Source organism: Rhizobium sp. CB3171 (genome assembly GCF_029714265.1).
GTDB lineage: Bacteria > Pseudomonadota > Alphaproteobacteria > Rhizobiales > Rhizobiaceae > Rhizobium.
The window spans coordinates 1,983,506-1,997,984 of record NZ_CP121652.1 but is presented as its reverse complement, the minus strand read 5'-3'; the positions used below and the strand labels follow the sequence as shown (position 1 = coordinate 1,997,984).

General features: G+C 59.6%; 10 protein-coding genes. 8 read left to right on the top strand and 2 right to left on the bottom strand.

Annotation, left to right across the window (positions count from 1 at the left end):
• Positions 1-290: 290 nt before the first annotated feature.
• Positions 291-533 (bottom strand): hypothetical protein, encoded by a 243-nt coding sequence (locus QA648_RS09810; protein ID WP_283046530.1) that lies wholly within the window; start codon positions 531-533, stop codon positions 291-293.
• 572 nt (positions 534-1,105) lie between these two features.
• On the opposite strand from QA648_RS09810, the gene dnaG reads away from it, so the two are divergent.
• Together dnaG and recQ are read left to right on the top strand one after the other, a co-directional pair.
• Positions 1,106-3,097, top strand: coding sequence for a DNA primase (dnaG, locus tag QA648_RS09805; protein WP_283046528.1), 1,992 nt, complete (start codon positions 1,106-1,108; stop codon positions 3,095-3,097).
• 7 nt (positions 3,098-3,104) lie between these two features.
• Entirely contained in the window at positions 3,105-4,985 is a 1,881-nt protein-coding gene (gene recQ / locus QA648_RS09800; RefSeq protein ID WP_283046527.1) for a DNA helicase RecQ, read from the top strand.
• Between the two features lie 20 nt (positions 4,986-5,005).
• Here the strand turns inward: recQ and QA648_RS09795 are convergent, their stop codons facing one another.
• Positions 5,006-5,776 carry an SDR family oxidoreductase gene (locus QA648_RS09795; protein WP_283046525.1) on the bottom strand — a complete coding sequence of 257 codons (771 nt, stop codon included), beginning with the start codon at positions 5,774-5,776 and terminating at the stop codon, positions 5,006-5,008.
• A gap of 221 nt (positions 5,777-5,997) precedes the next feature.
• Between QA648_RS09795 and QA648_RS09790 the strand changes: the two genes are divergently transcribed.
• The 6 genes from QA648_RS09790 (at position 5,998) to QA648_RS09765 (ending at position 14,427) form a co-directional block, all read left to right on the top strand.
• Positions 5,998-7,185 carry a glycine C-acetyltransferase gene (locus tag QA648_RS09790; RefSeq protein ID WP_283046523.1) on the top strand — a complete coding sequence of 396 codons (1,188 nt, stop codon included), beginning with the start codon at positions 5,998-6,000 and terminating at the stop codon, positions 7,183-7,185.
• A 21-nt stretch (positions 7,186-7,206) separates the two neighbouring features.
• Complete coding sequence (tdh, locus tag QA648_RS09785) at positions 7,207-8,244, top strand: L-threonine 3-dehydrogenase (protein WP_283046521.1); 1,038 nt, start codon at positions 7,207-7,209, stop codon at positions 8,242-8,244.
• A 446-nt stretch (positions 8,245-8,690) separates the two neighbouring features.
• Positions 8,691-10,754, top strand: coding sequence for an RNA polymerase sigma factor RpoD (gene rpoD, locus QA648_RS09780; RefSeq protein WP_104823686.1), 2,064 nt, complete (start codon positions 8,691-8,693; stop codon positions 10,752-10,754).
• A gap of 372 nt (positions 10,755-11,126) precedes the next feature.
• Positions 11,127-12,770 (top strand): DUF930 domain-containing protein, encoded by a 1,644-nt coding sequence (locus tag QA648_RS09775; protein ID WP_283046518.1) that lies wholly within the window; start codon positions 11,127-11,129, stop codon positions 12,768-12,770.
• 123 nt (positions 12,771-12,893) lie between these two features.
• On the top strand, positions 12,894-13,877 hold the full coding sequence (locus QA648_RS09770) for a DMT family transporter (RefSeq protein WP_283051183.1): 984 nt from the start codon (positions 12,894-12,896) through the stop codon (positions 13,875-13,877).
• 256 nt (positions 13,878-14,133) lie between these two features.
• On the top strand, positions 14,134-14,427 hold the full coding sequence (locus QA648_RS09765; protein ID WP_104823683.1) for a GYD domain-containing protein: 294 nt from the start codon (positions 14,134-14,136) through the stop codon (positions 14,425-14,427).
• Positions 14,428-14,479 lie beyond the last annotated feature (52 nt).

The window sequence follows — 14,479 nt, the reverse complement described above, 5'->3', positions numbered from 1 at the left end:
GAATTTGGATGCTGTGGCGTAAAATTGAAAGTTTCTAATATACTTGCGGCGGCTACAGATTTGACGAGCTGACGGCGGCGGACGAAAGCGACACCAAGCTTTGCGCGTCTCTCATCAGCATTGACGGCAAATAAAGAAGGCAGGAGCTGGGGGAGCTCCTGCCTTCTTGCGCTTTGCAGCCGTTTGATAACGCAGGGTGGGGCCCAAAAATCAAACGTCTATTGCAAAGGCACCCAGGTGAGGCGGCGCCGGGGGTAGGGATGGTGCCTCACCTGGGTATGGGGTGAACTTTACCTGATAATCCTGACTTGCTGGGGCAAATCCATGCCTTGCGACTCCAGCCAGGATACTTGAATTTTGATGCCGGCCTTGAGAGCCGGAACTTTCATATCAACAGGTAGCTGGTAGCCGGTATCGGTATAAAGCACATTGCCAGTAGCCGCAGGAGCCACACCGTCCGTCATCGTAGCCGAGCCAGAGGTGGCCGTGGCGAAGAGGGCGGCGGCAGCAAAGGGTACGAGCAAAACGCGCATTTGAATTCTCCTAAACAGAAAACCTGTACCTTAGGTTTCCAGTCCAGCGGGACGTCTAGGCATGTCGCGTCGCGAAGCATTTTCTTCGCCGGCTTGTCTCGCCCCGTGAGAAGAACGCTATTGCGGCGCACACCAACAATCAAATTACAAAAAAATAATGTTTGGCTTACGAACTATGCCCCAAATGCGCCACCTGCGCGCAGGATCGCGCGCCTTTCGATCTTCGATAGTAGTTGCACCTGCGTCGCCGTACGCTCTTGGTTATTCACCCTGATAGTCAGTAACCTTTTGCTTTTTCGGTGTTTTTTGTGCGTCTAGGCTGTGTAGACGCGTTTCCGTGATGCAATATACAAGCTGCAAAAGCTTTCCTTGGGTCCTGCCTCAGACGATGCCAAAACCGCCATCCAAGCAAGCGCGCGAACATGAATTGAGCCGAGGTTTTCACGGAGTTGTGATCGGAAAGGTTGAATTCGACCGCCGCATGAAGAGGGCTGTGAATAGCGGGCGTGGCGGAGGGTTCTCGTGGCAATGCGCTCGGTTCCTGATTATATGGGGGCAGGCCAGAGGTAGTCATGCGATTTTCCAATACGTTTCTCGATGAGATTCGCGACCGCGTTCCCATTTCGGACGTGATCGGTCGACGTGTGACCTGGGACCGGCGCAAGACCAATGTGCCGCGGGGTGACTATTGGGCCTGCTGCCCGTTCCATGGCGAAAAATCACCGAGCTTCCACTGTGAAGACCGCAAGGGCCGTTACCATTGCTTCGGCTGCGGCGTCACGGGCGATCATTTCCGTTTCCTGACCGAACTCGAGGGGCTTAGTTTTCCCGAAGCGGTGCAGCAGATTGCCGACATGGCAGGCGTTGCCATGCCGGTCGCCGATCCCATGGAAGCAAAGCGCGAAAAGGAACGCACGTCGCTGCTCGACGTCATGGAAATGGCGACACAGTTCTTTCAGGATCAGCTCCAGACGGCAAACGGTGCCAGGGCACGCGCCTATCTGCGCGACCGCGGCCTGACCGGTCGCACCATTGAGACCTTCCGCCTTGGCTACTCGCCGGACAGCCGTAATGCACTCAAGGAGTTTTTAGCCGGCAAAGGCGTATTGAAAGAACAGATGGAAGCCTGTGGCTTGGTCGTGCATGAGAATGTGCCGGTCTCCTACGACCGTTTTCGCGATCGCATCATGTTCCCGATCCTGTCTTCGCGCGAAAAGGTGATCGCCTTCGGCGGCCGCGCCATGTCGCCGGATGCGCCGGCCAAATATCTCAATTCCAATGAGACGGAACTCTTTCACAAGGGCAATGTACTCTACAATTTCACGCGCGCGCGCCGTGCCGCCCAGGGGAATGACGGCGCGGGAACGATCATCGCCGTCGAAGGCTATATGGATGTCATCGCGCTGCATCAGGCCGGGATCGAGAATGCCGTCGCGCCGCTCGGCACGGCGCTGACGGAAAACCAGCTCGAACTTCTATGGAAAATGACGCCTCAGCCGGTGCTCTGCTTCGATGGCGACGGCGCCGGCATCCGCGCCGCCAATCGCGCTGCCGATCTGGCGCTGCCGCATATCAAGCCGGGCCGCACCGTCCGTTTCGCGCTTTTGCCGGATGGAAAGGACCCGGACGATCTCGTCCGCCATGACGGCCGCGCGCCTTTCGACAAGGTGATGGCACAGGCAAAGCCGCTGGCGGAAATGATCTGGACCCGCGAAGCGGGCAGTGGCACCTTTGACACGCCGGAGGCGCGCGCCGAACTTGAGGCGCGACTGAAACAGATGGTTTCGGTCATATCAGACGAGAACGTCCGCCGGCACTATCAGCAGGACATGCGCGATCGGCTGAACGGCCTGTTTCAGCCGCAGTTTCAGCGCGGCGGCAATCAGCAGGGACGCGGCTTTTCCCGCGACGGCAATGGCCGCGCTTTCGGCGGTCGCGGCGGGCCGGGCCGGGATCGGCAGCCGGCCGCCAATGTGACGGCGTCGGATCGTTTGACGCGTTCGGGCATGATCAAGGGTCATCAGGACATTCCAGGGCTGCGCGAGAGCGTATTGGCGTTGACCATCGTCAATCATCCGCTGCTGCTGCAGGACGAATATGATGAGATCGCCGCGATCGACTACGAAAGTCGCGAATTGCAGCGTCTGTGGTCCGCCTTGTTGGGTACGGCAGCAGCCATGGCCGGCCCGCAGCTCAATCGCGAACGGCTGCTCGAACAGTTGGAAGAGCAGGGTTTTGCGGCATTGCTGAAGAGCCTCGACCAGCAGGTGCGCAATGCTCGCCTCTGGACGGCGACTGAGGAAGCCGCGACGGAAGATGCGCGGGAGGGCTATCGTCAGGCGCTTGCGCTTCACAAGCGCTCGAAAGCATTGCGTTGGCACAAGATCGAGCTGCAAAGCGCAATCGCCGAGGCAACGGAAGACGGCGATGGCGACCTCATCGAACAGCTCATGCGCGCTTTGCAGGAAGTGCAGCTCGAAGCTTTGCGCCTGGAAAACCAGGAAGCGATCATCGATGGGTTTGGCGTGCTTTCCGGCCGCATCAAAGGGTCCGCGGGGAAATAGGGGATAGATGTCACAGCCAGATCGACAGGAGCCGCGATTTTCCGCCGACGATGCGCTGTTCGGTGACCGTAGCTCCGGCGCAACGCCGCTCGACATCCTCAAGCGGGTCTATGGCTATTCCGCCTTTCGCGGCAAGCAGCAGCAGGTGGTCGACCATGTGGTTTCCGGCGGCGACGCGGTCGTGCTGTTTCCGACTGGCGCCGGCAAATCGCTGTGTTTCCAGATTCCGGCCTTGTGCCGCCAAGGCGTCGGCATCGTCGTTTCGCCGTTGATCGCCCTGATGCGCGACCAGGTCGAGGCGATGAAGCAGCTCGGTATCCGCGCGGCGGCGCTGAACTCGTCCTTGTCGCGGGAAGAGGCAAGCGATGTCTATCGCGCCATCTCCAGCGGAACGCTCGATCTGCTCTACGTCACGCCGGAACGCATCCTGACGGATGGCTTCAGCCAGATGATCGCCAAGGCGAAGATTGCCTTGTTCGCGATCGACGAGGCGCATTGCGTCTCGCAATGGGGACATGATTTCCGGCCGGAATACCGTGATCTCGGCAGGCTTGCAGACCTCTTTCCTGATGTGCCGCGCATCGCCTTGACGGCGACGGCCGATCCGCATACGCGCGACGACATCATCGAGAGGCTGGCGCTTGATGATGCCAAGGTTTTCACCACCAGCTTCGACCGGCCGAACATCACCTATGAGATCGTCGAGCGCGATCAGCCGCGCCAACAATTGCTGCGTTTCCTCGATGGTCATCGCGGCGATAGCGGCATCGTCTATTGCCTGTCACGGGCCAAGGTCGAGGATATCGCGGAGTGGCTGAACGGGCAGGGCATTCGTGCGCTTGCCTATCACGCCGGCATGGATCGATCGGTCCGCGACGCCAACCAGGATGCCTTCCTGAAGGAAGAGGATCTTTGCCTGGTGGCGACGGTCGCCTTCGGCATGGGCATCGACAAGCCGAATGTCCGCTATGTCGCCCATCTCGATCTTCCCGGCTCCGTCGAGGCCTATTATCAGGAGACGGGACGCGCGGGACGCGACAGCTTACCGTCCGAAGTCTGGATGGCCTATGGCATGGCCGACGTGATCCAGCGGCGGCGGATGATCGACGAGGGCAATGCAGCGGAAGAGATCAAGCGCGTCGAGCGCGCGAAGCTGAACGCATTGCTTGCGATCTGCGAGACGGCCGGCTGCCGACGCCAAGCGATCCTTGCGCATTTCGGCGAACCTCACGCCGGCGGTTGCGGCAATTGTGATACCTGCCTGAAACCGGTCGAAACCTGGGACGGCACCGAGGCGGCGATCAAGGCGCTCGCTGCCGTCTACCGGACCGGCGAACGTTTCGGCACCGGCCATGTCATCGATGTGTTGATGGGGACGGTCAATGAGAAGACCGAGCGTTTCGGCCATGTGAACATGCCGGTCTTCGGGGCGGGTAAGGATATTCCCTCGCGCATCTGGCAGTCCGTCTTCCGACAACTGCTGGCGAGTGGCTTTGTCAGCATCGATCATACTGCTTTCGGCGCGATGAAGCTGGAGCCGGAGGCGCGGGCGGTCTTCAAACGCGAGCGTCAGGTTTTCTTCCGCAAGGATCGGCCGGAGACAGGCCGGCGCACCAAGAAGGCAGGGCGGATCGAGAAGCGGCAGTCAAGCCTGTCGAGCGAGGCGCAGCCATTGTTCGAAGCGTTGAGAAGCGAGCGCGCGAGCATCGCTAAGGCACTCGGCGTGCCGCCCTATGTCGTCTTCCCGGATACGACACTGATTGCTTTTGCCATGGAGCGACCGACGAGCCGCGATGCGCTCCTGGGCATTTCGGGCGTGGGGCAGGCGAAGTTGGAGCGCTATGGAGATGCGTTCTTGAAGGCGATAGAGAATTTCACCGATCGGTGACACCTTCTCGCCAGGCGCACTCACATCCTGACGGTCATGCCGCCGTCGACGGTCAGCACATGACCGTTGACAAAGGAGGCGGCGTCGCTGGCGAGAAATAGTGCCGCGCCGGCGATCTCGTCAGGACGGCCCCAGCGTTGAACGGGAATGCGCTGGCGCACGAAGGGCATAAGCTCTTCGTTTGCCGCCATCGCGGCGTTCGTTTCCGTCGCGAACCAACCCGGTGCGATGGCATTGCTTGTGATGCCGTGCGGGCCAAATTCCACGGCCATGCCGCGCATAAGGCCAGTGAGCCCCTGTTTGGCCGCAGGGTAGACGCAGTCTCCCGGCATGGCGACATGGCCGCTGATCGAGGTTACCGAGATCAACCGTCCATGACCATGACGTTTCATCAGGCGTGCAGCGTTGCGCGAGAGCGTGATCGAGGCAGCCAGATCCGTGTTGAGGAGGGCAAGGATCGCTTCGTCGTCGAAGTCGGCCAGCGGGCGTCTGTCACGGGCGCCGACATTGTTGATCAGTATGTCGAGCCGGCCGTGGTTCCTTTCGATATCCGCCATTGTCGCACGCTGCGCCTCGTGATCGGCGATGTCGAAAGCGGCGGCTTCGGCGCCGCCGCCTGCCGCACGAATGATTTCCACGGCGCTGTCTAGCGTCGCAGCCGTACGTCCATTGATGACGACATGCGCTCCCGCGCCGGCAAGCGCCTTCGCCATCTCCAGACCGAGACCGCGACCACTGCCGGTGACGAGCGCGACCCGACCCTTGAGCGAAAATCTATGGAATATGCTCATCACATCCTCACCATACGGGAACCGTATTATGTTTGCAGGCAGATAGTGGACTTAGTCAAATAATTTTTGCAATAGTTACGAGCAATACGGTGTCGTTCACTGCTATATCGTATGAGCGTCAATGCCTCGCGTATTTTTGCCGCTGCTGAATGCAGCAAGAAACCAAATCCTGTGCTATTTCTCGGGCCGTCTCCGCCCACGACCAACATCGGAATGCGACGATGACCTCTGAATTCATATCCCATTTGCGTACAGAACTCGCCGGTCTGAAAGATGCGGGCCTCTATAAATCCGAGCGCGTCATCACCTCCAAGCAGGCGGGCGAGATTGCCGTCGCGGGCGGCGAGCGGGTTCTGAATTTCTGCGCCAACAACTATCTCGGCCTCGCCGACAACGAGGAGCTGGCCGAATCGGCGAAGAAGGCGCTCGATCGCTATGGCTACGGCATGGCCTCGGTGCGTTTCATTTGCGGAACGCAGGAAGAGCACAAGCAGCTTGAGGCGCGGATATCGGCCTTTCTCGGCATGGAAGACACGATCCTTTATTCCTCCTGTTTCGATGCCAATGGCGGGTTGTTCGAGACGCTGCTGTCGGAGGAGGATGCGATCATCTCCGATGCGCTCAACCACGCCTCGATCATCGACGGTGTGCGCCTCTCCAAGGCGAAGCGCTTCCGCTACGCCAATAACGACATGGCGGCCCTAGAAGAGGAGCTGAAGAAGGCCGAGGGCAGCCGTTTCAAGCTGATTGCCACCGACGGCGTTTTCTCTATGGATGGCATCATCGCCAATCTCGAGGGCGTCTGCGATCTTGCCGAACAATATGGTGCGATGGTGATGGTCGATGACAGCCATGCCGTCGGTTTTGTCGGCGATCATGGCCGCGGCTCGCCGGAGCATTGCGGCGTCGAGGGCAGGGTCGACATCATCACCGGTACGCTTGGCAAGGCGCTCGGTGGGGCATCGGGCGGCTATACTTCGGCCAAAGCCGAGATCGTTGATTGGCTGCGGCAGCGCTCGCGCCCCTATCTCTTCTCAAACACGCTGGCTCCGGTCATCGCGGCTGCTTCGCTGAAAGTCTTTGATCTGATCGAAAACGGCAGCGATCTGCGCGACCAGCTCCGTGGCAATGCCGAGTTCTTCCGCAGCGAAATGACCAAGCTCGGTTTCACGCTGGCCGGCGCCGATCATCCGATCATCCCCGTCATGCTCGGCGATGCCAAGCTAGCGCAGGAGATGGCGGCGCTGATGCTGAAAAAGGGCGTCTACGTCATCGGCTTCTCCTTCCCGGTGGTGCCGAAGGGTCAGGCGCGCATCCGCACGCAAATGTCGGCGGCGCATTCGAAGGCCGATGTCGAGCGCGCGATTGCAGCTTTTGCCGAGGCGGGACGCGAACTCGGAATCATTTGAATCGGATGGAGACGGCAGCTCATGTCGAACATGATGAAGGCGTTGGTCAAATCGAAGCCGGAAGTCGGGCTGTGGATGGAGCAAGTTCCGGTTCCCGAGGTTGGGCCGAACGATGTGCTGATCCGGGTCAGGAAATCGGCGATCTGCGGCACGGATGTGCATATTTGGAACTGGGACCAGTGGGCGCAGAAGACCATTCCGGTGCCGATGGTCGTCGGTCACGAATTCTGCGGCGAGATCGCGGAGATCGGCTCGGCGGTCACCAAATATCATGTCGGCGAGCGTGTCTCCGGCGAAGGACATATCGTTTGCGGTAAGTGTCGCAACTGCCGGGCGGGCAGGGGACATCTTTGCCGCAATACGCTGGGCGTCGGCGTCAACCGCCCGGGCTCGTTCGGCGAATTCGTCTGCATTCCGGAAAGCAACGTTGTCCCGATCCCTGACGATATCCCGGATGAAGTGGCGGCGATCTTCGATCCCTTCGGCAATGCCGTGCACACCGCGCTTTCCTTCGATCTGGTGGGCGAGGATGTGCTGGTTACCGGCGCGGGGCCGATCGGCATCATGGGCGCCATGGTCGCCAAGCGTTCGGGCGCACGCAAGGTGGTCATCACCGATATCAATCCGAATCGGCTGGCGCTCGCCCGCAAGCTCGGTATCGAGCATGTCGTCGACGCCTCGAAGGAAAACTTGGCCGATGTAATGAAGTCTATCGGTATGACCGAAGGTTTCGATGTCGGTCTGGAAATGTCGGGTGCCGCGCCTGCTTTCCGCGACATGATCGACAAGATGAACAATGGCGGCAAGATCGCTATTCTCGGCATCGCGCCGGCCGGCTTCGAGATCGACTGGAACAAGGTGATTTTCAAGATGCTCAATCTGAAGGGCATCTATGGCCGCGAGATGTTCGAGACCTGGTACAAGATGATCGCCTTCGTTCAAGGCGGGCTCGACGTCTCGCCGGTCATTACCCATCGCATCCACATCGATGATTTCCGCGATGGCTTTGAAGCCATGCGTTCTGGTAATTCCGGCAAGGTGGTAATGGACTGGATTTGACCAAATTCGTGGCCCGGCCGCATCAGCATTGCCGCGAACTGCGGAAATGCGGGTGGTTTCATGGGCCTGCCCTTGTCAACGCGCGGGGACTTCCTAAATACGGGAAGCAATTGTTTCTGGGCGTGTTGGGCCTGTGGATAAGGCTTTTTCACGATTTTAACAGGCTTTTTTGCTGGAAAAGCTTGACGAGAGCAAAAATTGTAGGAATCACCGTTTGTCCTCGGAAAAACGGTGAAGTGGGTCAGGCGGATCACGTATACCATGGCCGGAATTCTAAACGCAATCCAGCTTTGCTGTTGGGAGCCGGTGATCGTGGTTAATCAGGCATTAAAGGTCATTCCGTTAGGTGTTTGTCGGTGATTCGGGGCTGGCGCGAGGCGTGCCGGGCCAGAGCGGTCAGTCACCGCGTGTAAGTTTCAAGCGTCAGGGAAAGCGACGATATAGAGATGGCAACCAAGGTCAAAGAGAACGAAGAAGCTGAAGTCGAACGCGACGGCGCCTCGGATGGCCCGCTTCTCGATCTTTCCGACGACGCGGTCAAGAAGATGATCAAGGCCGCGAAAAAACGCGGCTACGTGACGATGGACGAGCTCAACGCCGTTCTGCCGTCCGAAGAAGTGACGTCCGAGCAGATCGAAGATACGATGGCTATGCTCTCCGATATGGGCATCAACGTCATTGAAGACGAGGATGTCGAAGAGGCGGGCGCGGCAGCCAGTGGCGGCGACGACGACGATTCCAGCGGCGACGAGGATGGTGAAGGCGGCGAGCTTGCGCCTTCGGGCGGTTCGGCGCTTGCAACGACCAAGAAGAAAGAGCCTACCGATCGCACCGACGATCCGGTGCGCATGTATCTGCGCGAAATGGGCTCTGTCGAGCTGCTGTCGCGCGAAGGCGAAATCGCGATCGCCAAGCGCATCGAGGCCGGCCGCGAAACCATGATCGGTGGCCTCTGTGAGAGCCCGTTGACGTTCCAGGCGTTGATCATCTGGCGCGACGAACTCAACGAAGGCACCACGCTGCTGCGCGAAATCATCGATCTCGAAACGACCTATTCCGGTCCCGAGGCCAAGGCTGCGCCGCAGTTCCAGAGCCCGGAAAAGATCGAGGCCGACCGCAAGGCCGCCGAAGAGAAGGAAAAGGCCCGCGGCCGCCGTTCCTCCGGCGATGACGACATCACCGACGTCGGCGGCGAAGGCATGCCGATCGAGGAGGAGGAAGAGGACGAGGACGAATCCAGCCTCTCGCTCGCCGCGATGGAAGCAGAGCTTCGCCCGCAGGTCATGCTGACACTCGATACGATTGCGGAAACCTATAAGAAGCTCCGCAAGCTGCAGGACCAGCAGGTCGAGCAGCGCCTGTCGGCTTCGGGTACGCTGTCGTCCGCACAGGAGCGCCGCTACAAGGAGCTGAAGGACGAGCTGGTCAAGTCGGTCAAGTCGCTGTCGCTGAACCAGAACCGCATCGACGCTTTGGTCGAGCAGCTCTACGACATCAACAAGCGCCTCGTGCAGAACGAAGGCCGCCTGCTGCGCCTTGCCGAATCCTATGGCGTTAAGCGCGATAGCTTCCTGGAGCAGTATCAGGGCGCTGAACTCGATCCGAACTGGATGAAGTCGATCGGCAATCTTGCTGCCCGCGGCTGGAAGGAATTCGCCAAGAGCGAAAACACCACGATCCGCGACATCCGCCAGGAAATTCAGAACCTTGCGACCGAAACCGGCATTTCGATCTCGGAATTCCGCCGCATCGTTCATATGGTGCAGAAAGGCGAGCGCGAAGCGCGTATCGCCAAGAAGGAAATGGTCGAAGCGAACCTGCGCCTCGTCATCTCCATCGCCAAGAAATACACAAACCGCGGCCTACAGTTCCTCGACCTCATTCAGGAAGGCAATATCGGCCTGATGAAGGCGGTCGATAAGTTCGAATATCGTCGCGGTTACAAGTTCTCGACCTACGCTACATGGTGGATCCGTCAGGCGATCACCCGTTCGATCGCCGACCAGGCCCGCACCATCCGTATTCCGGTGCACATGATCGAAACGATCAACAAGATCGTTCGTACGTCGCGCCAGATGCTGCACGAAATCGGCCGTGAGCCGACGCCGGAAGAATTGGCCGAAAAGCTCGCCATGCCACTCGAAAAAGTGCGCAAGGTGCTGAAGATCGCCAAGGAGCCGATCTCGCTCGAAACCCCGGTCGGTGATGAAGAAGACAGCCATCTCGGCGATTTCATCGAGGACAAGAATGCGCTGCTGCCGATCGATGCCGCCATTCAGGCCAACCTGCGCGAGACGACGACCCGCGTGCTGGCTTCGCTGACGCCGCGCGAAGAGCGCGTGCTGCGCATGCGCTTCGGCATCGGCATGAACACCGACCACACGCTTGAAGAAGTCGGCCAGCAGTTCTCGGTTACCCGCGAACGTATCCGTCAGATCGAAGCTAAGGCATTGCGCAAGCTGAAGCATCCGAGCCGCTCCAGAAAGCTGCGCTCGTTCCTCGATAGCTGAGCGGCTTACGTAGTTACGAAATCAAAACCCGGTTCGTGGAAGCGAGCCGGGTTTTTCGTTTTGTCGGATATGCCTGTACTGCCCGCTTCCCGACAGGTTCTTCTAAAGGCGCAACGTTGTATGCTACGGTGTTGGCGAGGGTTTTCCGCCAGACTTTGCTTGGGATCACGCAGGTTTGTTTTCCGGGCACCGCGGAGCTGTGATCAGACTAACAGTCTGCAATTTTCCGGCTGCCTCTTTCTGGCCTTGATGTTTAACACCATATGTCGGGAATCTAGGCGTCGTCGGATGTCGTTTGTCGGTAAGGTTTGGATGAAATTGTTGAGCGCTTTTCCGTCTGTCCTGCGTCGTCAGCCTTGCGGCCGCTGACCGATGGAGCGCGTCGCCGAACAGCGGAAACCGGATGAGCGTCGATGGGGACTGATCCCTTCCATTCTGGTGCACATCCTGTTTTTCGCTGCGCTTTTCCTGCTGCCGGTGGTGGCCATGCCGATACCGCAGCCGGAAGACAGCATCAATGTCGAGATGGTGCCGCCGCCCAAGGAGGAGGCAAAGAACGCCGCAAAGCCGTCGGAGCGCGCCGGCCGCGTGCCGACGCCGACACCCAGGCCCGATGAAAAGCAGCCTTCGAAGGAACCGAAGGCGGCGTCCACCGACAAGACCGAAGGCGAGCAGACCGCCGACAAGCTGAGCGACGAGAGCAAGACGAAGGCAGAGAAGGGGCCCGACCCGAACGCTCAGGATCAGGATGCGAAATCGCAGGAACCCGCGCAGGCCGATAAGCCTGCCGATATGAAGGCCGATCAGCCATCGCCGGCCACCGAGCAGGCCGACGCGCAGCCGCAGCCGGGTGACGCGCCGTCGCCGACGCCGGCCGATGATCAAGCCAAGCCGCAAGATCAGACGCCGACGACCGACGATCCGGCACAAGCAAAGCAGGACCAGCCACCTAGTTCCGATCCGGCGACACAGCCGCAGCAGCAAACTGCGGATCAATCGACGCCATCTGCCGATAATCCACCACAACAGACATCCGCCCAGCAGGCTGCGGCAGAGGCCCACACGCAGCCGCAGGCGAACCCGACGCCGCCGGCAAGCGATGCCGCTGCGCAGCAGCAACAGGCGAAGGCGGAGGAGGCAGCGAAGACCGACGCGGAAGCCAAGGCCGCCAAGCCGGACGCCGCAGCGTCTGCAACCGATCCGAATTCCAGTGATCCCGCATCGACGCCGACGCCGGAAGAGCTGGCGACGGACCAGCCGTCTGACACCCAGATCGCCGAGCCGAACATGCCTGCTACCGATGCAGCAGGCACGCAGGCGGATCAAAAGGACGGAGCGGCGTCTGATCCCATAGCGGGACTAGCGAAGACTGCCGAAGGGCAGGTAGACCAGCAGCAGGCCGCGGCTGATCCAAAGGTTGCGCCGGATGTCGCAGTTCCGACGACCGGAGGAGCGCAGCCACAGCAGCAATCGCAGGATCAACCGGTCTCCGGCGACCCAAGTGACCCGACGGCCGGAACCACCTTCGTCCCCGCGCCTCAACCTCGGCCGCAGCAGCAGGCGTCAGCGGACAGCACGCAAGACGCATCGAAAACCGATCCGTCGCAGGCTCAGCAAAAGGTCGGTGGCCAGCAGGGCAAATTCATCCAGGCCAAGCGCTTCTACTCCGGTACAGAGATGGCGCGCATGTCGAAGGACGAATTGGACACTTGGAAAAAGCTGCCGCGGCGTGAACGTGTGCGGCAGCTTTGCAATAACGAGCAAAAGCTGCAGTACTGGCATGATTTAAATGCCTACGGTCTCAATTTCATCAATTCTGCGCTCTCACCTAATATGTACATCTACACCGGCATCTACGGCGATGGCGTTGCAGTTGAGACGCCCAAAGGATGGCAACAGGTCCAATTCAAATGCCAGGTTGATGACGATGCCTTGAAGGTTGTCGCTTTCTCCTATGCCGTCAAAGGTCGCATTCCCGCCAGTCGGCTAGAGAAACTGGGCGCCCCCAGCAATTGAGGGCACATCTCACCCTGAAACAATAGTTTATTCCCAACGCCGATAGAAAATCGGCCCATTTCATCATACGATTGCGTCTGACAACGTCTGATTCATTCCCTCCCTTCGCATCGCCCAATTCCAATGACATCGATCACAGCCCATTCCAATTCGATGGCCGCTGGCCATTCCACGCCTCGTGGCGTCCTCTTGGCATTCGCATCCTATGCCGTCTTCGCGTTCAGTGACGCGTCGATCAAGATATTGCATGGGACGCTGCCGTCCTATCAGGTGGCCTTCATCGGCTCGCTGTTCGGTTTTGCGGCGATCCCGTTTCTGAAGACGCGCGGAGATGGGTGGCTGGATATCGTCAGGACGACGAACCGGCCGCTGTGGATGCTGCGTTTCGCCTGTGGCGCGATCGGCGCCATCTGTTCGATCGTGGCTTTCACCGAGCTGACGATGGCAGAGGCTTTCGCGCTGCTCTTTCTGCTGCCATCCTTCGTCACCATTCTGTCCGTCGTGTTCCTCAAGGAGGACGTGCGCTGGCAGCGTTGGACGGCGGTGATCGTCGGTTTCGTCGGCGTGCTGGTCGTGCTGCGGCCGGGTTTTCGTGAGCTTTCGATCGGCCACCTCTGCGCAGCGATCGGGGGCTTAAGCGGGGCCGTCTCGATCGTTATCAATCGCGCGCTTGGCTCGAAGGAGAAGCGCATCTCGCTTTATGGGGCGGTGTTGTTCGGCACGCTGATCGTCAGCGGTTTGCTGATGCTGCCGGAGATGACATGGCCGACGGCTTGGCAATGGATGTTCCTCGCCAGCTACGGCCTTCTCGGCGCTGCCGGCACCGTCCTCTTGATGAGCGCAGCGAAGTTGGCGCCCGCCAATCTCGTCGCGCCGCCGCAATATAGCCAAATGATTTGGGCGATCGGTTTCGGCTATCTGCTGTTCAATGACAGCATAGATCTGCCGATGGCGCTCGGCATCGTCCTTATTGTCTTTTCCGGCCTGCTGACGCTGGCACGCGAGCGCAAACGCGGCACACCCTTGCCGGCGGCGGTTGTGGCTGCGGACATACGGGCATCGTTCGCGACAGCGCAGGAGTCGCAGGCCAAGACACCAAATCGGTGAAATGCTTCGCCGGCGATCCCTTTATCTCGTCACCCGAATGAATGGGGATTAGGTTTATTGTCGCCGCAAGGTGACAAGCCTATTGTGTTACTCGGGGCGAACCCATCTTCACGGGAAGGGACCCCAAGCACTGGATGGCGGCGCGTAGTTCCGAAAACCATGATGGTTTTCGAGGGGCTTACGCGTGGATCAACCGTTACTGCGTCATCTGCCTGCCCGTCTCAACGGGCGTGCGGCGCAGCGGAGGAGATGTGAGATGACCACTTATATCGTTCTGCTCAATTGGACCGACCAGGGTGTGCGTAGCGTAAAGGAATCTCCGCGGCGGCTGGATGTCGCCAAGAAGCAATTGGAAGAGATGGGCGGTTCGTTCAAGCAATTTTTCCTGACTATGGGCGAACACGACATGGTCGCTGTCTGCGAGGCACCCGATGATGCGGTGATGGCCCGCTTCGCCTTGGCGCTTGGTTCGAACGGCAACGTGCGCTCGCGCACGCTGAAGGCCTTCCCCGAGGCCGCTTATCGCGAGATCATCGCCTCCCTGGGATAATATTGGGGCGACCTTGCCACGTTGACTGTTGATTCCCCGGCCAGTGGCGCTT